This is a genomic window from Streptomyces sp. NPDC102270, assembly GCF_044766405.1.
Classification (GTDB): domain Bacteria; phylum Actinomycetota; class Actinomycetes; order Streptomycetales; family Streptomycetaceae; genus Streptomyces.
On the sequence record NZ_JBIWLX010000017.1, the window covers coordinates 110348 to 127861 of the forward strand.

Below are 17514 nucleotides of genomic sequence, written 5' to 3' on the forward strand. Positions count from 1 at the left end.
CGGAGGAACAGATGAGGTTGACCCGACCGATGCTCGCGCTGACCGGCGCGGCCGCGGTGCTGGCGCTGGCGGGCTGCGGATCCGGCGGTGACGCGACGGCCGCCGCGGTACCGCCGGCGGCCACCGGCAGCCTGGAGCACCTGGCCGCCGAGGTGAAGTGCACGCCCAACATCCAGATCGACGCCGACGAACTGCGCCAGGCGGTGTGCAAGAAGTCCAAGGACGCGGAGGGCAAGTTCATCCTCGCCACCTTCGCCACCGACCGCGGCCAGCGCGAGTGGATCAACGGGGCCAAGGACTACGGCGGTCACTTCCTGGTCGGCCGCAAGTGGGTTGCCGTCGGGGACACCACCAAGACGGTGACGGGGCTGCGCAAGACGCTCGGCGGGGACATCGAGGAGGGCACGGACCACTCGAAGATGGGCGCCACGCACTCGGCGCACTGAGTACGGCGCACTGAACACGGCGCACTGAACACGGCGCACTGAGGACCCGGACACGCGAAAGCCGGCGGTGAGAGATTCTCACCGCCGGCTTTCTCAGTGCGTCACTGGCACTTCTTGCCGGTGTTGATGCAGTTGACCATCTGGTTCATCGTGTTCTGCGAGAAGAAGTTGATGAAGTCGTTGTGGTCGGTGATCGGCTTGTGCAGGTTCTCCGGGAAGGTGTCCACCGCGTAGGGGTTGACGACCGTGCCGTTCTGCAGCTTCGGGGCCGGGACGTTGTAGACGAGCCGGACCTGGAGCTGCGGGATCGCCTTGAAGCCGTTGGCGCAGGAGCCGTCCGCCGCGGCGAAGGCCACGTGGGTGCGGTGGTTGGCGCTGTCGATGTTCTGACCGTCCCAGCAGCTCTGGAAGTTGGTCGTGCGCACCACCTGGCTGCCCTGCGGGCAGATCGGGTACTTGTCGTGCAGCTGCACCTTGTTCTCGAAGCCGGTGCAGGACCAGTTCACGTTGGCGTTGGCGTTGCCGTTGACGAAGGCCTTCGCGTCACCGGTGATGATGCGCAGGGCGGTCGGCATCGCGACGACGTTGCCCTTCTTGTTGCCGACGAACTTGATCTGCGCCTGGGAGGCCTGCAGGATCTGGCCGACGTTGCCTTCCTTGCCACCGCCGTCGGCGTTCTGGTCGAAGTCCTGCGTGCCGTTCTGCAGACGCAGCACCGGCCAGAAGTACGAGGACTTGTCGCCCTGGTTCTGGCAGGTGGACTGGGCAGCCGCCAGCTCCTGGTCGCTCGCGAAGGCGTCGTTGCTCTGGTTGCCGACGTAGTCGTGCAGGTGGTGGGCGCCGTTGGCGACACCGGGGGCGACGATCACGTTGTCGGTGTTGTGGTTCTTGTTCGCGTTGGTGCCGCACTTGCTGGTGAACGTGCCGCGCGAACCCGAGTTGCCGTTGGCCGCGAGGCCGTTCTGGCCCACCCCGAGCTGGGCATTGCCCTGGACCTTGGTGATGTCCACGAAGTCGGCTGCGACCGGGCCGTTGCCGCCCTGTCCGCCGTTGCCCTGCTGCTGGCCGCCGTTCTGCTGGCCACCGTTGTTTTGCTGGCCGCCGTTCTGCTGGCCGCCATTCTGCTGCTGACCGCCGTTGTTCTGCTGGCCGCCGTTCTGCTGCTGGCCACCGCCGGCGTTGGTCTGCGGGGCCGCGTTCTGCGTCGTGCAGGCGGCCAACTGGCTGAGCGTAGTGTTGAACTGACCCCCGACCCGCTGGATGTCGATGCGGATCCGGTCGATCGTGGCCGCCCGCTTCTCCTTCAGGGGACCGACGATGGCGTTCTGGACGAAGCCCGAGTCACCTGCCTGGGCCTGTCGCGTCGAGGCGAGCCTGGCGTAGGCCTCGGTGATCTGCTTGTCCAGGTTGGCCAGCTCCGTGGCCACCCCCTGACGCGCGTTCTGAGGCACATTCGTCAGCTTCTGACCGACATCGGGGCACGAGATGGTCGCCACCTGAGCGGCGGCGGCCTTGGTCTGGTTCTGCGACCAGCCGTTGTTGTTCGACTCGTGCGCCGAAGCGTAGAAGTTCGCCCAGATCAGCCCGCCCCCACCGAGCGTTAGGGCCGCCGACGCGGCTATGACCTTCGTGGTCATCGACGAGCGGCGTTTACGTGCATTGCGTCCCATGGAACTCCTCTGACTTCCTTTTTCGGGGCTATCGAGGCGCCCGACAGGAGTGAAGCGGCGCCCTCCCATACGCATGGGGTCCCAAGGGTGTTCACCAGTCCCACAAACAAATCAGAGGTTTTCCGGGCCTTGGGGGGACAACAGCCCCCTGAGCAGCAGAAGTTACAGAGAATGAAGGTCTGCTCACCGGCCCCGGTCCAGATACGCGAGCACCGCCAGAACGCGGCGATTGTCGTCGTCCGACACCTCAAGGCCCAGTTTGGCGAAGATGTTGGCGGTGTGCTTGGCGATCGCCCGTTCCGTGACGACGAGCTTGCCGGCGATCGCCGCGTTCGACCGCCCCTGTGCCATCAGCTCCAGCACCTCCCGCTCGCGGGGCGTGATCCGGGCGAGCGGCTGGTCGTCGGCGGCCCGCCGGGTCAGCAGCTGCTGGATCACCTGCGGGTCCATCGCCGTCCCGCCCGCCGCGACCCGCCGTACGGCGTCCACGAACTGCTCCGCGTCGAACACCCGGTCCTTGAGCAGATAGCCCACCCCGCCGGTGCCGTCGGCGAGCAGCTCGCGCGCGTACAGCTGCTCCACGTGCTGGGAGAGCACGAGCACCGGCAGCCCGGGTCGGTCCCGCCGGGCGTTCAGCGCGCACTGCAGGCCCTCGTCGGTGTGCGTCGGCGGCAGCCGTACGTCGACCACGGCGACGTCCGGTTCCAGCTCAGCCAGCGCGCGGGCCAGCTCGGGCCCGCTCTCGACGGCCGCGGCGATCTCGAAGCCATGAGCCTCCAGGAGCCGTACGAGGCCGTCGCGCAGCAGGAACAGGTCTTCGGCCAGGACTACGCGCAAGGGATCTCCATGGTCACCATGGTGGGACCGCCCGCGGGTGAGCTGACGGCCAGGACGCCGTCGAATGTACCGAGCCGCCGCTCGACCCCGGCCAGTCCCGAACCGGCCGTGATGAGCGCGCCGCCCTGGCCGTTGTCGGTGACGCTGATCCGCAGCATCCCCGCCCCTTCTTTCAGGTGATGCAGGTCGATCCAGATCCGGTCGGCACCCGAGTGCTTGACCGCGTTCGTGAGGACCTCACTGACCGCGAAGTAGGCGGCCGACTCCACGGGCGCGTCCGGCCGGCCTTCGAGCTCCACGGTCACCTCCGTCGGGACCGGCAGCCGCAGCGCCAACGCCCTTACGGCGTCACCCAGTCCGCGCTCCGCCAGCACCGGCGGATGGATGCCGCGCACCAGGTCGCGCAGTTCGGTGAGCGCGTCCGCCGAGGACTGGCGGGCCTGTGCGAGGAGCCGTTTCGCCTGTGCGGGGTCCTTGTCGAGGAGCATCTCGATGGTGCCGAGATCCATGCCCATGGCGACCAGGCGGGCCTGCGCCCCGTCGTGCAGGTCCCGCTCGATGCGCCGCAGTTCGGCCGCGGAGGTGTCCACGGCGTCCCGCCGGGTCTCGGTCAGGACCCGGACGCGTTCGGCCAACTCGCGCTGTCCGGCGCCGAGTACGGCCCGGGTGAGCCGGAAGTGGGCGGTCAGCAGACGCGGGGCGAGCGGGGCGAGGGACAGCAGGGCGACGCCCAGGGCGCCGGCGGCGAACGCGGAGGCCTGGTCGGTGACCCGCACGAAGCCGTACCAGTAGCCGCCGCCCAGCTCCGCGAGCGGCCGCCACAGCCCGGCCGCGACCGCGAGCCCCTCCAGCGGGTAGAAGACGAGCACCGCGGGCAGCAGCGCGGTCACGAACCCCGCCGTCATGTCCACCAGCAGCCACCGCAGGTCCCGCCAGACCGCCGGGTCGAGCAGCATCCCGTAGGTGCGGGTCCAGGGCTTGGCGTCCTTCGGTGCCGGCCGGTACGCCGACGGGATCCGCACCCCGCTCCACTCGGCGGCCAGGACCCGCCGCCAGTCCGCGAAGGCCCGTACTCCCGTGAGCACCCAGGGGGTCGTGAACAGGCCGATCCCGACCGGCACCAGCGCGATCGACACCAGGGCCAGTGTGAAACCGAGCAGCGCTCCCGGCAGCGTCACCAGCGCCAGCGCGAACCCCCGTGCGGCCGCGAGCCCGATGGCCCGCACCCTCGTACCCCAGCTGCCGTTCCCCGTCTGCATGGTCATACGGTCAGTCTCGCCGAGCGGGCGACGCGGGTCACTGGGCCTGGCCGCCCGGCCGGGGAGTGGTGCCAGATACACCCTCTGCCGCGCTCACACCGTGAATCTCGCCACAGCACCACCAGGTAACACGGGGTTCACATTCGAGCAATGACCGGGAAATCGCCTGTTGACAGGCTCGCGGGCACCAAGTGGCGGCGTTTCAGTGCCGCAGCGCCGCAGCACCCGCAGTGCGTAGACACATCCCCCGAAGGAAGTGGCCCGTGACCTTCAAGGCTGAGTACATCTGGATCGACGGCACCCAGCCGACGGCGAAGCTCCGCTCCAAGACCAAGATCCTCTCGGACGACGCCAAGGGCGCCGAGCTGGGGATCTGGGGCTTCGACGGGTCCTCCACGAACCAGGCCGAGGGCCACTCCTCGGACCGTGTCCTCAAGCCGGTCTTCTCCTGCCCCGACCCGATCCGCGGCGGCGACGACATCCTCGTCCTGTGCGAGGTCCTCAACATCGACATGACGCCGCACGAGTCCAACACCCGTGCCGCGCTCACCGAGGTCGCCGAGAAGTTCGCCGCCCAGGAGCCGATCTTCGGCATCGAGCAGGAGTACACGTTCTTCAAGGACGGCTACCCCCTCGGCTTCCCCAAGGGCGGCTTCCCGGCCCCGCAGGGCGGCTACTACTGCGGTGTCGGCGCCGACGAGATCTTCGGCCGTGACATCGTCGAGGCCCACCTGGAGAACTGCCTCAAGGCCGGTCTCGCCATCTCCGGCATCAACGCCGAGGTCATGCCCGGCCAATGGGAGTTCCAGGTCGGCCCGGTCTCCCCGCTGGAGGTCTCCGACCACCTGTGGGTGGCCCGCTGGCTGCTCTACCGCACCGCCGAGGACTTCGGCGTCGCCGCGACCCTGGACCCGAAGCCGGTGAAGGGCGACTGGAACGGCGCCGGCGCGCACACCAACTTCTCCACCAAGGCGATGCGCGAGACCTACGAGGCGATCATCACCGCGGCCGAGTCGCTCGGTGAGGGCTCCAAGCCGCTCGACCACGTCAAGAACTACGGCGCCGGTATCGACGACCGCCTGACCGGCCTGCACGAGACCGCCCCGTGGAACGAGTACTCCTACGGCGTCTCCAACCGCGGCGCCTCGGTCCGTATCCCGTGGCAGGTCGAGAAGGACGGCAAGGGCTACATCGAGGACCGCCGCCCGAACGCCAACGTCGACCCGTACGTCGTGACACGGCTGATCGTCGACACCTGCTGCTCCGCGCTGGAGAAGGCCGGCCAGGTCTGACGACATCCCCCGCTGTTCCCCGAGGGGCGTCCACCGGCCACGGTGGGCGCCCCTCGGCGTGTCGCGCCGCACAGGTGCCACGCCAATTTCACGCCAAGGAATTGTCCGAGCAGTGAGAGGAGGCTCCTGTTGTCGGCCGACGTCTGCTTCAATGAGCTCATGGCCAGCCACCGGAAGTGCAGCGCGACGGGTCGCCATGACCTCGAGCCCTTCTGGCCTTCCCGTCAGCACCATGACTTCGACCGGGTGTGTTGCCGCGCGATGAACGCGCCGGCCCTCTAAAGCCGTACCCCGGCCTTCGGCCAGCGCGCAAGCGTACGTCCCTCGACGACCCTCTCGCGCGAAAGAGCTGACCTCATGGCGACCACTCGTTCTCTCTCCACCGCCACCCTCCCCGCCCCGTCCGAGAACGGCGCACGGCATCGGCTGCGAGCCGTCGGCCCGGACGAGGTCCTGAACGTGGCGGAGTTCCTCCCACCGGGCGCCACCTGGCTGCCCGCTCCCCAGCACACCCTGCCCACCCTGCCGGGCCAGCCCCCGATGATCGGCTACCTGGTGCTCGTCCCGGCCGACCAGCACCCGCCCTTCCCGCAGGAACCGGCGATCACGGACACTGCCGCCGGCGCCGAGGCCCCCCTCGTGCGGATCGACACCGTGCAGCGCACCGCCGAGGTGAACGGCAGGGAACTCGACCTCACCTACCTGGAGTTCGAGCTTCTCGCCCACCTCGTCCAGCACCCCCACCGGGTGCACACCCGTGACCAGTTGGTCACCACGGTCTGGGGCTACGGCCACGTGGGCGACGGCCGTACCGTCGACGTCCACATCGCCCGGCTGCGCCGCAAGCTGGGCGCGGACTTCCGGGGAGCGATCCAGACCGTGCGGCGGGTCGGCTACAAGTACACCCCGCCGACCGGCGGCTGACCCTCTGCCCACGGCAGATCGGGGTTCCCCCGCGCCGCCCCGGCGGGCACAGTCACCGGCATGAGACTTCTTCTGCTGGGTGGTACGCAGTTCGTCGGCCGGGCCGTCACCGAGGCGGCCCTGGCGCACGGCTGGGACGTGACCGTCTTCCACCGGGGACGGCACGCGCCCGTGGCCGGGGTGCGGTCGCTGCACGGCGACCGCACCGCGCCCGGCGGTCTCGCGGCCCTCGCCGAAGGGGGCCCCTGGGACCTGGTCGTGGACACCTGGTCGGCGGCCCCCCGCGCGGTCCGGGACACGGCACGGCTGCTGCGGGACCGCGCCGACCGTTACGCGTACGTGTCGAGCTGCTCGGTCTACGCCTGGCCGCAGCCGGCCGGATACACCGAGGACGCGCCTGTGGTCGAGGGCGCCGCGGCCGACGCGGAGCAGACCGACTACGCCCGGGACAAGCGGGGCGGTGAACTGGCCGCCGTCGAGGCCTTCGGCGCGGACCGTTCCCTTCTCGTCCGGGCCGGCCTGATCCTCGGCCCGTACGAGAACATCGGCCGGCTCCCGTGGTGGCTGGGCCGGATCGCCCGCGGTGGCCCGGTCCTCGCACCCGGGCCACGGGACCTCCCCCTCCAGTACGTCGACGTCCGCGACCTGGCGCAGTGGGTGCTGGAGGCTTCCGCGGCGGGGCGGCACGGACCGTACAACCTGGTGAGTCCACCGGGCCACACCACGACGGTTGAACTCCTCGACGCCTGCGTGGCGGTGACCGGCGGCCACGCCGAACTGCGCTGGACCGACCCGGACATCGTCCTCGGCGCGGGCATCGCCCCCTGGACCGACCTTCCGGTGTGGGTCCCGCCGGACACCGACCTGCACACCACCCTCCACGGCGGGGACACCTCCCGGGCCGCCGCCGCGGGCCTGCGCTGCCGTCCGGTCACCGAGACGGTGGCCGACACCTGGAAGTGGCTGCTGGGGATCGGCGGGGTGGCGCCCCAACGCCCGGACCGGCCGGTGGTGGGTATCGACGAGGAGACAGAGGCGAAGGCACTCGCGGCCGGGGAACGCGGCTGAGAAGAGCGCTCGGCCTCGCCTGCCGGGGCGCGCAGGCGCGCGGCGTCGTGCGCGTCGGGCGAGGTCAGGTCTCCTCGGCCGTCGCGTCCCGCACCGTCGGGTGAGGTCAGGTCCCCTTGACCGTCGCGTCCCGCATCCTCGGGTGAGGTCAGGTCTCCTCGGCCGCCGCATCGCGCACCCCCGCCAAGAACCCCCGGATCGCCGCCCGTTCCCCCTCGTCGTACCGCCGGAGCAGCTCCACCGCCCGCCCGATCAGCGGCCCGAAGAAGGCCTGCCCCAGCTCCACGGCCCGTTCGTCCACCTCCACGACCACCTTGCGCCGGTCCTCGCGGCCCCGCACCCGCCGCACATGGCCTGCCCGCTCCAGCCGGTCGAGCAGCGAGGTCGTCCCGGCCGAGTTGAGCCCGAGCTCCGCGCCGAGCCGTCCCGCCGTCATCTCCTCGCCCGCGCGGGAGGCGTCCATGAGGGCGATCAGGGCGCGTACGTCCGTCGGGTGCATGGCGTTGCGCTGCGCGAACCGGGCGCTGTGCAGGCCGAGTTCGACGGTCACCGCACGCAGCAGATGGACGATCTCCATCTCGGGTCCCTCGGACGGCATGGGCACTCTCCCGCTACTATCTCGCTCATCGAGTATCTCGCTGAACGAGATAATAAGGGAGGGAACGATGGGCCGATACGACGGTGACGCGTTCGAGGCCGCATACGAAAAGGTGTGGGACAAGTGGCCCGCAGACCGGGAGGCGCTCCGGGTGCCCACCCCGTTCGGCACGACGTACGTCAACGCCTGCGGCCCAGCCGACGCACCCCCGCTCGTCCTGCTGCCGGGCGGCGGGGGAGCGACCTCCACGTCCTGGTACGCCCAGGCCGCCCACCTCGCCCGCACCCGCCGGGTCCTCGCCGTCGACCTGATCGGCGCCCCGGGCCGCAGCGAACCGGCCGCCGACCGTCACCCCCGCACGGTCGCCGACCTCGCCGCCTGGCTGGACGCCCTCCTCGACGGACTCGGCGTCGGGCGGGCCGACTTCGGCGGGCACTCCTACGGCGCCTGGACCGCCCTGCACTACGCCCTGCGCGCCCCCTACCGGATGCGCCGCCTGTTCCTCCTGGACCCGACCCAGTGCTTCGCCGGGTTCAAGGCGGCGTATCTGCTGCACGCCCTGCCGATGCTGCTGCGTCCGACGCCGGCCCGTGTCCGCGCCTTCCTGGAGTGGGAGACCGGGGGAGCCGTCCTGGACCCCGACTGGCTCCGCCTCCAGGAGGCCGCCGCCGGTTTCCCCGCCGCCCGGCCTGTCACCGGTCCCCGCCCCGCCCCGGACGCACTGCGCGCCCTGAACACGCCGGTCCTGCTGCTCGTGGCCGCGAACAGCAGGACCCTCCCCCACTCTCGGCTTCGCTCGAGCGGGGGGACCCCCATCGCGTACAAGGTGACGGCCCAGGCCGGCGAACTGCTGCCGCGGGCGGAGATCGACGTCGTCCCCGGCGTCTCTCACCACGCGCTGCCGCAGTCCGCACCTCCCGAACTGGCCCGCCGCCTCAGCGAGTTCCTAGGTGAACGACCCGAATAGCCTCACCCCACCTTCTCGATCAGGGCCCGGCGGATGAGGAACTTGCCGGGCTCCCGTACCTGTTCGAAAGCCGCGTTGTTGAGCAGCGCACAGCTGCCGGAGACCGAAGTGACCTCCACCGTCGTGGACTTGTTGTTGTCCAGGTTGGTGACCTTCAACTTCGTACCGGTCGGGAACTGGTTGCTGGATGCGGCGGGCGCGCCGGCCTCACCGGACAGGGTGACGGTCGAGCCGTTGCACACCTGCTGCCCGGAGGCGGCGTTCCCGGTGGCGGGGGCCTGGGAAGCGGCGGGCGCCGACGGGGACGCGGCCTGCGAGGGCTGCGAGGACTGCGAGGGCTGCCCCGCGGTGGCCTGGGAGCCCTGAGCCGACTCCCCGACCACGCAACCGGACGCCTCCTGCTGCACCTTGATCTGCGCGATCACCGCTTCCCGGTTGGCGATCCGGGCCGCCGACTGTGCGTCGGGAGCGGCCTGTTGCCCCGCGATGAACCGCTGGTTGTTGCCGAGCGCGGTGGCGAGCCCCTGACAGACGGTCGACTCCGCGGCCGTCTGCGGGCTCGCGGCGTTCGAGGTGCCGGCCATCACGAAGGCCCCACCACCCGCCGCCACCGCCGCGCTCACCAGCAGCGCGACCTTCTTCTTCGTACCGAGCGTTCTCCTGCGCGACATCCGCGACTCCTGAGAGCTAGGGGAGCGTACGCCGCTATGTACGAGATACCGAACGAGGTTGCTCAGTGGTCGCGGGAGCATCTGACGTAACGTGCGTCACACCCGGTTACTTCCTGGCCATGGCATCCCGTACGGCGTCCTCGGTGCGGCCGACCACCGCCGAGCCGTCGTCCGCCGTGATGAGGGGCCGCTGGATGAGCTTGGGGTGCTCGGCGAGCGCGGTGATCCAGCGGTCGCGCGAACTGTCGTCCCGGGTCCACTCCTTGAGGCCGAGCTCCTTGGCGGCGGCCTCCTGGGTACGGGTGATGTCCCACGGTTCGAGGCCGAGCCGGTCGAGCACCTCGCGGATCTCGTCCTCGCTCGGGACGTCCTCCAGATAGCGCCGGACGGTGTACTCGGCCCCCTCCGCGTCGAGCAGGCTGATCGCGCTGCGGCACTTCGAACAGGCCGGATTGATCCAGATCTCCATGGCCCCACGGTACTGCGAAAACCCGTTGTCCACCTGCGTCACAGCACCCCCGAAAGCCCTTGTGGCCAGGGGCTTTTGTCAGTGGCGGGCGGTAGAATAAAACCAGTGTTCGAGGGCGTCGCCGGGCTCCCGGTGGCCGTCCTTACCGCGACAGGAGGATGCCTGTGCCCGCTGCCGCACTGAAGCAGAAGCCGTTCCCGACCCAGTCCACCGCGAAGCATCCCGTGCTGCTCGATCTGCCGTACACCCCCGTGGAGAAGCGCCCGTTGCCGCCGGGCCGTCCCCGCGAGTGGTATGTCACCCACAACCGCCGCCTCAAGGCGATGCGGCTCGCGATCGCCCTGCTCGACTCCGGCGTCTACGTGCCGAACCAGGCCCGCAACGAGACGATCCGGGACACGGCGGAGATGATCGGCGTCCACCCGCCGTCGGACACGACGTGTCACATGGTGCGGGCGCTGATGCGGTACGCCCGGTAGGCCGCGACGCCGGGTGCCCCTGATCCCTCGGGGCGCCCGGCGTTCGTCCGGGTCGGCGACGGCTACCAGAACCCTCGGCGACAGACTCACCTCCGTGCCGGGATCTGGACGCCTCCCTTCCTGGTCGACCCGGCCAGTGACCTGGCCGCCGAGCACCCCGCGTTCCGGTCAGCCCGCGGGTTCGGCCAGTTCCTTCTCCAACGGCGTCCGGAACCGGGGCCGCACCCGAGCCACCCCCACCCAGTCCCGCAAGCGGGCGGCCTCCACCGCGACGGCCGCCTCCGCCTCGCGCCCCACCCCGTCCGTGTCCAGCAACCGCCAGACGATCTCGCCGTCCGGTCGCTGGCCCCACCCGCCGATCACCCGCCCGTTCCACCACACCGTCGGCCCCACGTTGCCGCTCCGGTCGAACAGCGCGGGCCGCAGGGACGGCGCCAGATACCAGTCCCGCTGCTGCCAGCCCATCGCCGTCGGATCGAGGCCGGGCAGCAGCGCGGCCCAGGGCTCCACGGGCTCCACGACCGGGCCGGCGTCGCCTTCGACGACGTACGCCGGCCCCTCGTCCACGGTCACCCGCAGCGCGCGGATCGCCGTGAGGGCGCGGCGCACGTCGGTCACCTTCCAGCCCGTCCACCACTTCAGGTCGGCCTCGGTGGCGGGACCGCACACGGCGAGCCAGCGCCGCAGCAACTCCGCCTGGGCCCGGGCCACTTCGAGTTCGGGGTGCGGTGGCGCCACCGCCCAGCGGAACTGCGAGGACATCCAGGTGCCGAGCGGCCGCCCGCGGACCACCTTGCCCTCCACGCCGAGCACCCTCAGCAGGCGGCTCACGACGGTGTGGACGCCCTCGTAGCTCTTCCCGGCCGCGTACACGAACTGCTCCCGCAGCCGCGGCTCGTCCTCGCAGAGCTCCGTCGCCGTCGCCTCTCCGCGCCGGGCGAGCGCGGCCAGCGCCGACTCCTCGACCTCCTTCAGCCAGGCCGCGTCCGGGGCACCCGCCTTCGCCATGTCCTTGAGGAGCGCGGCCCGTTCCCGCGCGGCGACCGTGAGACCGGTCGAGGCGTGCACGACCGCGGTGAGCTCGGCCGGGAACGCGAACACGGTGTGCCGCATCCCGTGCATCCGCACCAGGGACCGGTCCTCGTACAACGCCCGCTCGGTCTCGGCGACGGTCCCGGCGGGATCCGTGAGCCGCGCGCCGACGGCCAGATACACGGTCGCGGGATCGGACCCGTGCAGCGCGACCAGAGCACCGGCCACCTCCTCGGGACTCCCCACCCGAGCCCGCACGGCCAACTGCTGCCGCAACCCGAGCCGAGCCCGCCGCTCACCCACCCCGATGTACCGCACTTCCTCGTCCAAGCCCATAGAGCCCATCCTGACCCAGGGCACTGACAACGCACCCCTTGAGGGCACGGAGCTCCCGCAAACCCGTCCCCCGCCCCGTCCGCTCACCCGTACAGCTCCACCAATCCCCGTACATACGCCTCCAGCCGCCCGCCCAGCACCTGAGGCGTCAGGTCGGTCCGCCCGAGTTCACACCACGGACCGGCGAGCTTCGCCGCGTCGGGGCAGTAGGCGAGCGCGTCGAGGAGCCGCCAGTACAAGTGGTCCGGCCCGTCCGCGAGCCGGTGTCCGCCGTGTGCCTCGTACCGCTGTCGGAAGGCGAGGCCGTGTTCCGGGCCGTGGAGCAGCGCCAGGGCCGTCGAACAGTGGGCGACGTCCAGGTCGGCGGGTCCCCAGGACGTCTCCACCCAGTCGACCACCCCACTGACCCGGAGGCCGGCGCCCGCCCCGGTGAACAGCACGTTCCCGGGGTGGAAGTCCCGGTGCAGGAAGCACCCCTGGTACGGCGGCGGGTCCTGGCGGATCACGTCCACGGCCCGCTCCCCCAGCGGGCCCCGCACTCCCTGCACCTTCTCCGGCCAGGTCCAGGCCTGGTAGGTGCGCGGCCGCTCCTCGGGTACGACACGGTGGATGCGTACGAGTTGGGCCGCCAGCAGGTCCAGGCGTCGTTCGAGATCCTCTTCGTCGACGCGCACCCGTCCCGGCAGCCGGGACATCAACAGCGAGGGATGGTCGCACTGTTCGGCCGCCGCGTCGACGGCGACCGGCTCGGGGGCCGGAACGCCGTCGGCGTCGGCGAGCAGCGCCAGGACCGAGGCCTCGCGGCCCAGCAGACCGGGGGCGTGGTGCCGGAAGAACGGCTTCACGAACGACCGCAGGACCAGCTCGGTGTCGTCGTCGAGGGTGAGCCGCCGCATCTGCGAGCTCCAGCCTCCGGACAGAAAGCCCGAGTCGACGACCGAACGGCCCTCGGGGAGCTGCTTGGCCACCCAGCCCCGGGTCGCCGTCCAACCCCGGTCGCCGAGCCCGGTCAGCAGCGCGGTCACCAACTCCCGCCGGTCGGCGGCGTGATCGCGCAGCCAGTGGCTCAAGTGATGATCTGCTTCCGGCAGTTCGAAGCGGGTGAACTGGGCCCGGCAGGCCAGCGCCTCCTGCACGGCCTCGGTCACCTCCGGCGGGATCACCGCGTCCGTGGCCGGCACGGCGAGCACCGCCCGCCCCTCGTACGCCCGCAGCACCTCCAGCGCCGGTGACCGCCGCCAGCTGTCCGGCCGCCGGATGATCTCGCTGAACCGCCCGTCACCGTGCCCGAACGACACGTCCCAGGCCTCGGCCGCGTACACGGCGGGCGCGCACAGCCCCAGCGCCGCCACTCGCTCGCCGTAGTGCCGGGCGAGGTCCGCCACGGTCTGGCCGCTCATGCTGAACCCGACCAGTACCAGTGGCCCGCCCGCCGGGGCGTGCGCGTCGATCACGGCGACCGCCTGCTCGAACCGGCGGCGCAGACTCAACTCGCCCAGTTCGCCCGAGCTTTCGCCGTGCCCCGAGAAGTCGAAGGCGAGCCCGTGGCAGCCGTGCGCCACGAACTCGTCGAGCAGCGGCAGCAGTCGCTCCTTGCTGCCGCGGCCGGCCCCGTGCAGCAGTACGGCGGTGACAGCGGTGGCGTCGCTGTCAATGCGGCCGCCGTAGACGCCACAAAGGCGCTCACCTGCGTGTTCCTGTATGAAGGACTCAGGCATGGCGTCAACTCCAGAGTGCCGGGAAACAGCTTCGCGCAGGGCAGGCATCACCCCGCCGCTCCGGGGCTACTCTTCTACACCACACCCACGCACACGGAGGCCCGTCATGGGCACCATCATCCTTTCCGGGACCGTCGTCCTGGTCATCCTGGGCTTCGGGAACCACACCTGGTGGCTCGTCGCCGTCGCCCTGCTCTTCGTGTACATGCAGTACGGCCGGGGCGGGGCCTCGGCGTCCTCGTCGGGCGGTTCGTCCGGTGGCGGCTCGGGGGCCGTGCCCGGCGACTACCGGGCGTACCGCGACCGCCGGGACAAGCAGGCCAAGTGGGACCGCCGTTACCGCCGCGAGCGTCCCCTGGAGTCCCGTCGGCAGGCGCGTGAGAGAAAGAGCCCGTGAGAGAAGGGCCAGGGGCTCAGAGGCCGGGGGCGCCCCACAGGGGGAACCAGCGGTTCAGGTCCTGCTCGATCCGCAGATCGTCCGTGAGCGCGGCCTTCACCCGCAGTTCCAGCGGGTTGTCGCGCCGCCGGCCCTCGCCGGGCAGCGGCGCGAAGGGATAGAAGGTGCCGCGCTTGTAGAGGTAGACCAGCGCGAGGGAACGGCCCTCGGTGTCCTGGAACCCGGCGAGCGAGCACAGCAGTTGCGGCCCGAAGCCGTTGACCTCCATCGAACTGTTCACCGCGTGCAGGTCGTTCACCAGCTGCGGCAACTGGTCCGGGGTGCGCTCGGAGACCAGCCAGGAGTAGCCGAACTCGTCCCGTCGCAGTTCCACCGGCGGGCCGTCCCGGTCGGCGTCCGCGTCCAGCAGGGCCTGGACCTCCCGGTGCGTCTGCTCGAAGGCCGCCCCTTCGACCGTGGCGAAGCACACCGCCCCGCGTCCGGTCGGCGTGAAGGAGGCGGCCGCCTCCAGCGTGACGGCCGCCGACGGCAGCGCGAAGAGCCGGTCGAGATCGGGCGCGACGGGCTTCGTACGCCCGAGCAGGATGTCCAGCAGCCCCATACTCAGTCCGCCCTGCCGTTCCCGGGCGTCGCCGCCTCACCCAACTCCGCCGAGATCCGCCCCAGTTGCTCCAGCCGCTGCTCCAGGGACGGGTGGGTCGAGAAGATCCGCTCGATGCCGGGCTCCTTGCCGGTGGCGGGAGTGAAGTAGAAGGCGTTGAAGGCCTGGGCGGTACGCAGATCCTTGGTGGGGATACGGGCGAGCTCCCCGGAGACCTTGGTGAGCGCGGACGCGAGGGCCGAGGGCCGGCCGGTGAGGTGGGCCGCGGCCCGGTCCGCCGCCAGCTCCCGGTACCGGGACAGCGCCCTGATCAGCAGGAAGCTCAGTGCGTACACGGCCGCCGAGACACCCATCACGGCGGCGAAGATCACGGCGGTGTTCTGGTCCTTCCGCCCGCCGAACAGCTGGCTGTAGAAGGCGAACCGCACGATCAGCCCGGCGATCACGCCCAGGAACGAGGCGATGGTGATCACGGCGACGTCCTTGTGCGCCACGTGCGACAGCTCGTGCGCGAGCACACCCTCCAGTTCGGCGGGATCCAGCCGCCGCAGCAGCCCGGTGGTCACACACACCACGGCGTTGTCCGGGTTCCGCCCGGTGGCGAACGCGTTCGGCATGTCCATCGTGGACACCGCGATCACGGGCTTCGGCATGTCCGCGATCGCACAGAGCCGGTCGACCACGGCATGCAGTTCGGGATACTCCTCCCGCCCCACGACCCGCCCGCGCATCGCGAACATCGCGATCTTGTCGGAGAACCAGAACTGCGCCACGAACATCACGGCGATCAGGGCCACGACCAGCAGCCACGACTTCAGCAACACGATCAGCGCGGCGAAGAACGCCACGTACAGCAGTCCGAGCAGGAACATGGTGACCGTCATCCGCACGGTCAGCCGCCGGTCGCTCCGGAAACGACTCCGCATCTGCACCACCCCGCAGTCAGGCACTCGTCCCACCCTTCAGTGTGCACCTGGTCCGGCCCATGAGGCGGTCGCGATCAGCCCTGGGGCCGGCAAAGGCTCAGCCCCTGAGCCCGGCCTCCCACCTGAGCCGGTGCAACGTGTGCGCGTCGAACAGCCGCGCCCGGTCCAGCAGCTCACCCACCTCCGCCGACCCGGGCGGCACATCCGCCGTCGGACGCCAGCGCCGCACGCACTGCCGGGCCCAGAGCCGCAGCTTGTCGTCCGGATCGTCGAGCAGCGCGACGGCGGCCCGCAGCCGTACGAGCCCGCCGTGCGCGTTGATCAGCCGGAACGCGGAGACCCGCGTCTGCCGGCCCCGCTCCACCGCCAGCCGCTCCGACAGCCACCCGTCGTCCAGCAGCCGCGCGGACGGCACCAGCGCCAGGGTCGCCTCCCGCACCACACCGGGCGCGGGATCGTCGAGCAGCGCTTGCAGCCGCCGTACGTCCAGCACGTCCAGCAGCCGCAGCCCGCCCACCGCGCGCGCCCTGACCACCGGATCCGAATGCCCGGTCAACGCCCACAGCGTCTCGGCGTCACTCCGGTTCCCGCACTCCGCGAGCCCGCTCACCACGCCCGCCGACAGCGCGGGGGCACCGGCGTCGGCACACCGCCGCCGGTACCACCCCACCGGATCGCTCCCCGCCTGCCGTACGACATACCGGGCGCAGGCCCGCACCACCCCGGCCCGGTCGCCGAGAAACCCGACGGCGCGCTCTCCTCGCCCGGCCCGCCGCAACGCGGTCACCCCGGCCGACCGCGCCCGCGGATTGCGGGCGGCGAGCAGCGGTTCGAGCACGTCGTCGTCCGCGTCGCCCTCCGCCACGGCGGCCAGGGCGGCCTCCGCGCAGAGGCTCTGGACGACCGTGTCGTCGTCCCGGGCGGCGGCGCGGGCCAGCTCGACGGGGGAGAGGAAACCCTGCGCGACGGCCAGGCGGTAGGCGTATCGACGGGTGATCCGGTCGTCGTCGGTGTACAGCGGTGCGAGCGTGCCCCGGGGTGCGGCGCGCAGCAACTCGGTGGCGAGGTCGATGACGAAGTCTCCCCGGCTCCGGCGCCCGATGCGCAGGATCAGCGGCATCAGCCGTACCGCGGCCCCCGGGTCGAGCGCCTCTGCCAGCAGCCGCCGGGCGTCCTCACGCACCGGCGCCGCCCAGTCGGAGCACCGTACGACCACCAGCGGCCACAGCCCGGGGTATGCGGGGGCCTGCCGCAGAGCAGCCGCGCGGATCCGGCCGTCCGGGTGGCACAGGGCGAGGGCGAGCTGTGCCTCGGTGAGCGGATCGGCGCCCGGACGCCAGGCGGTCTGCCGTACCCCGGTGTCCAGTGCGATCCAAGCGGCCGGATCGGCGAGGTCGAGGACCTCCCGCAGTGAAGCCCCCTCCGCGAGGCGTACCGCCACCGCCGCGCTGTCCGCCGTGGCCCCGTCCATCATTGCTTCCCGTCTCGGGCTAGTACGACGCCCGGAAGTTCACATACCCCAGCAGCAGGACGATCGCCGCCACACTGCCGAACACGATCGCCGTCGACCTCCACGACGACCGGCGAGGCGCCCTCGGCTCCGGGTCGGCGCGGAACGGCTGGGGCTGCGGCGGGTTCTCCTTCCAGCGGGCGGCGAGCATCCGGGCCCGCGCGGAGGGCTCCTTGAGCTCGGCCCCGTCGGCCCACTTGATGTCGAACTCCCGCTCCGTGTCGTCCTGTTCGGACATTCCCCACCCCGGTCGGTCTTCTCGAACAGCCGTGCCAGAAACCATACGACGGCGCCCCCGTCCCGAGAAACCGGGG

General features: G+C 71.2%; 19 protein-coding genes. 7 read left to right on the forward strand and 12 right to left on the reverse strand.

Going from position 1 to position 17514, the window contains the following annotated elements:
* Nucleotides 1-11: 11 nt before the first annotated feature.
* Nucleotides 12-446: a hypothetical protein gene (locus tag ACIRP7_RS32655; RefSeq protein WP_403666577.1), complete on the forward strand. Its 435-nt coding sequence runs from the start codon at nt 12-14 to the stop codon at nt 444-446.
* Between the two features lie 101 nt (nt 447-547).
* Here ACIRP7_RS32655 and ACIRP7_RS32660 read toward each other — a convergent pair whose 3' ends face one another.
* From ACIRP7_RS32660 to ACIRP7_RS32670, 3 genes are all read right to left on the reverse strand, one after another.
* Complete coding sequence (locus tag ACIRP7_RS32660; protein ID WP_403666580.1) at nt 548-2116, reverse strand: DUF1996 domain-containing protein; 1569 nt, start codon at nt 2114-2116, stop codon at nt 548-550.
* A gap of 183 nt (nt 2117-2299) precedes the next feature.
* Nucleotides 2300-2953 carry a response regulator gene (locus ACIRP7_RS32665; RefSeq protein ID WP_403666583.1) on the reverse strand — a complete coding sequence of 218 codons (654 nt, stop codon included), beginning with the start codon at nt 2951-2953 and terminating at the stop codon, nt 2300-2302.
* A complete protein-coding gene (locus ACIRP7_RS32670) occupies nt 2944-4218 on the reverse strand; it encodes a sensor histidine kinase (RefSeq protein WP_403666586.1) in 1275 nt (424 codons plus the stop codon). Before ACIRP7_RS32670 ends, ACIRP7_RS32665 begins: the two co-directional genes overlap by 10 nt.
* A 257-nt stretch (nt 4219-4475) precedes the next feature.
* Between ACIRP7_RS32670 and glnII the strand changes: the two genes are divergently transcribed.
* The 3 genes from glnII (at nt 4476) to ACIRP7_RS32685 (ending at nt 7496) form a co-directional block, all read left to right on the forward strand.
* Complete coding sequence (glnII, locus tag ACIRP7_RS32675; RefSeq protein ID WP_352383106.1) at nt 4476-5504, forward strand: glutamine synthetase; 1029 nt, start codon at nt 4476-4478, stop codon at nt 5502-5504.
* Between the two features lie 357 nt (nt 5505-5861).
* On the forward strand, nt 5862-6428 hold the full coding sequence (locus tag ACIRP7_RS32680) for a winged helix-turn-helix domain-containing protein (protein ID WP_403666589.1): 567 nt from the start codon (nt 5862-5864) through the stop codon (nt 6426-6428).
* A 60-nt stretch (nt 6429-6488) separates the two neighbouring features.
* On the forward strand, nt 6489-7496 hold the full coding sequence (locus ACIRP7_RS32685; protein ID WP_403666592.1) for an NAD-dependent epimerase/dehydratase family protein: 1008 nt from the start codon (nt 6489-6491) through the stop codon (nt 7494-7496).
* Between the two features lie 148 nt (nt 7497-7644).
* Here the strand turns inward: ACIRP7_RS32685 and ACIRP7_RS32690 are convergent, their stop codons facing one another.
* Complete coding sequence (locus ACIRP7_RS32690; RefSeq protein ID WP_403666595.1) at nt 7645-8094, reverse strand: MarR family winged helix-turn-helix transcriptional regulator; 450 nt, start codon at nt 8092-8094, stop codon at nt 7645-7647.
* Between the two features lie 67 nt (nt 8095-8161).
* Here ACIRP7_RS32690 and ACIRP7_RS32695 point away from each other — a divergent pair, with 67 nt between their 5' ends.
* Entirely contained in the window at nt 8162-9061 is a 900-nt protein-coding gene (locus ACIRP7_RS32695; RefSeq protein WP_403666596.1) for an alpha/beta fold hydrolase, read from the forward strand.
* A 2-nt stretch (nt 9062-9063) separates the two neighbouring features.
* Here ACIRP7_RS32695 and ACIRP7_RS32700 read toward each other — a convergent pair whose 3' ends face one another.
* Together ACIRP7_RS32700 and ACIRP7_RS32705 are read right to left on the reverse strand one after the other, a co-directional pair.
* The gene (locus ACIRP7_RS32700; protein ID WP_403666599.1) at nt 9064-9732 is read right to left on the reverse strand and encodes a hypothetical protein; all 669 of its coding nucleotides are present in this window, start codon (nt 9730-9732) and stop codon (nt 9064-9066) included.
* A 106-nt stretch (nt 9733-9838) separates the two neighbouring features.
* On the reverse strand, nt 9839-10201 hold the full coding sequence (locus ACIRP7_RS32705; protein ID WP_403666601.1) for an arsenate reductase family protein: 363 nt from the start codon (nt 10199-10201) through the stop codon (nt 9839-9841).
* A gap of 164 nt (nt 10202-10365) precedes the next feature.
* Between ACIRP7_RS32705 and ACIRP7_RS32710 the strand changes: the two genes are divergently transcribed.
* Nucleotides 10366-10680, forward strand: coding sequence for a hypothetical protein (locus tag ACIRP7_RS32710; RefSeq protein ID WP_403666604.1), 315 nt, complete (start codon nt 10366-10368; stop codon nt 10678-10680).
* A gap of 168 nt (nt 10681-10848) precedes the next feature.
* On the opposite strand, the gene ACIRP7_RS32715 is transcribed toward ACIRP7_RS32710, so the two are convergent.
* Together ACIRP7_RS32715 and ACIRP7_RS32720 are read right to left on the reverse strand one after the other, a co-directional pair.
* The gene (locus ACIRP7_RS32715) at nt 10849-12048 is read right to left on the reverse strand and encodes a winged helix DNA-binding domain-containing protein (RefSeq protein ID WP_403666607.1); all 1200 of its coding nucleotides are present in this window, start codon (nt 12046-12048) and stop codon (nt 10849-10851) included.
* Nucleotides 12049-12131: 83 nt separating this feature from the next.
* Nucleotides 12132-13766 carry an alpha/beta fold hydrolase gene (locus ACIRP7_RS32720; protein WP_403666610.1) on the reverse strand — a complete coding sequence of 545 codons (1635 nt, stop codon included), beginning with the start codon at nt 13764-13766 and terminating at the stop codon, nt 12132-12134.
* A gap of 106 nt (nt 13767-13872) precedes the next feature.
* Here ACIRP7_RS32720 and ACIRP7_RS32725 point away from each other — a divergent pair, with 106 nt between their 5' ends.
* On the forward strand, nt 13873-14163 hold the full coding sequence (locus ACIRP7_RS32725; RefSeq protein ID WP_403666612.1) for a hypothetical protein: 291 nt from the start codon (nt 13873-13875) through the stop codon (nt 14161-14163).
* A gap of 16 nt (nt 14164-14179) precedes the next feature.
* Here ACIRP7_RS32725 and ACIRP7_RS32730 read toward each other — a convergent pair whose 3' ends face one another.
* The 4 genes from ACIRP7_RS32730 to ACIRP7_RS32745 all read right to left on the reverse strand — a co-directional run bounded on the left by ACIRP7_RS32730 (nt 14180) and on the right by ACIRP7_RS32745 (nt 17438).
* Nucleotides 14180-14764 carry a hypothetical protein gene (locus ACIRP7_RS32730; protein ID WP_403666614.1) on the reverse strand — a complete coding sequence of 195 codons (585 nt, stop codon included), beginning with the start codon at nt 14762-14764 and terminating at the stop codon, nt 14180-14182.
* 2 nt (nt 14765-14766) lie between these two features.
* A complete protein-coding gene (gene htpX, locus ACIRP7_RS32735) occupies nt 14767-15690 on the reverse strand; it encodes a zinc metalloprotease HtpX (RefSeq protein ID WP_403666617.1) in 924 nt (307 codons plus the stop codon).
* Between the two features lie 97 nt (nt 15691-15787).
* Nucleotides 15788-17161, reverse strand: a complete 1374-nt coding sequence (locus ACIRP7_RS32740; protein WP_403666825.1) for a hypothetical protein — start codon at nt 17159-17161, stop codon at nt 15788-15790.
* Between the two features lie 19 nt (nt 17162-17180).
* Nucleotides 17181-17438: a hypothetical protein gene (locus ACIRP7_RS32745; RefSeq protein WP_403666620.1), complete on the reverse strand. Its 258-nt coding sequence runs from the start codon at nt 17436-17438 to the stop codon at nt 17181-17183.
* Nucleotides 17439-17514: the final 76 nt, after the last annotated feature.

Bases quoted from the DNA above. Each gene is read 5' to 3' on its own strand.
- ACIRP7_RS32740 (WP_403666825.1), bottom strand. From the start codon at position 17,161: ATGGACGGGGCCACGGCGGACAGCGCGGCGGTGGCGGTACGCCTCGCG.
- ACIRP7_RS32720 (WP_403666610.1), bottom strand. From the start codon at position 13,766: ATGCCTGAGTCCTTCATACAGGAACACGCAGGTGAGCGCCTTTGTGGC.
- ACIRP7_RS32695 (WP_403666596.1), top strand. From the start codon at position 8,162: ATGGGCCGATACGACGGTGACGCGTTCGAGGCCGCATACGAAAAGGTG.
- ACIRP7_RS32745 (WP_403666620.1), bottom strand. From the start codon at position 17,438: ATGTCCGAACAGGACGACACGGAGCGGGAGTTCGACATCAAGTGGGCC.
- ACIRP7_RS32690 (WP_403666595.1), bottom strand. From the start codon at position 8,094: ATGCCGTCCGAGGGACCCGAGATGGAGATCGTCCATCTGCTGCGTGCG.
- ACIRP7_RS32705 (WP_403666601.1), bottom strand. From the start codon at position 10,201: ATGGAGATCTGGATCAATCCGGCCTGTTCGAAGTGCCGCAGCGCGATC.
- ACIRP7_RS32670 (WP_403666586.1), bottom strand. From the start codon at position 4,218: ATGACCATGCAGACGGGGAACGGCAGCTGGGGTACGAGGGTGCGGGCC.
- ACIRP7_RS32700 (WP_403666599.1), bottom strand. From the start codon at position 9,732: ATGTCGCGCAGGAGAACGCTCGGTACGAAGAAGAAGGTCGCGCTGCTG.
- ACIRP7_RS32715 (WP_403666607.1), bottom strand. From the start codon at position 12,048: ATGGGCTTGGACGAGGAAGTGCGGTACATCGGGGTGGGTGAGCGGCGG.
- ACIRP7_RS32655 (WP_403666577.1), top strand. From the start codon at position 12: ATGAGGTTGACCCGACCGATGCTCGCGCTGACCGGCGCGGCCGCGGTG.
- ACIRP7_RS32680 (WP_403666589.1), top strand. From the start codon at position 5,862: ATGGCGACCACTCGTTCTCTCTCCACCGCCACCCTCCCCGCCCCGTCC.
- htpX (WP_403666617.1), bottom strand. From the start codon at position 15,690: ATGCGGAGTCGTTTCCGGAGCGACCGGCGGCTGACCGTGCGGATGACG.
- ACIRP7_RS32730 (WP_403666614.1), bottom strand. From the start codon at position 14,764: ATGGGGCTGCTGGACATCCTGCTCGGGCGTACGAAGCCCGTCGCGCCC.
- ACIRP7_RS32725 (WP_403666612.1), top strand. From the start codon at position 13,873: ATGGGCACCATCATCCTTTCCGGGACCGTCGTCCTGGTCATCCTGGGC.
- ACIRP7_RS32685 (WP_403666592.1), top strand. From the start codon at position 6,489: ATGAGACTTCTTCTGCTGGGTGGTACGCAGTTCGTCGGCCGGGCCGTC.
- ACIRP7_RS32660 (WP_403666580.1), bottom strand. From the start codon at position 2,116: ATGGGACGCAATGCACGTAAACGCCGCTCGTCGATGACCACGAAGGTC.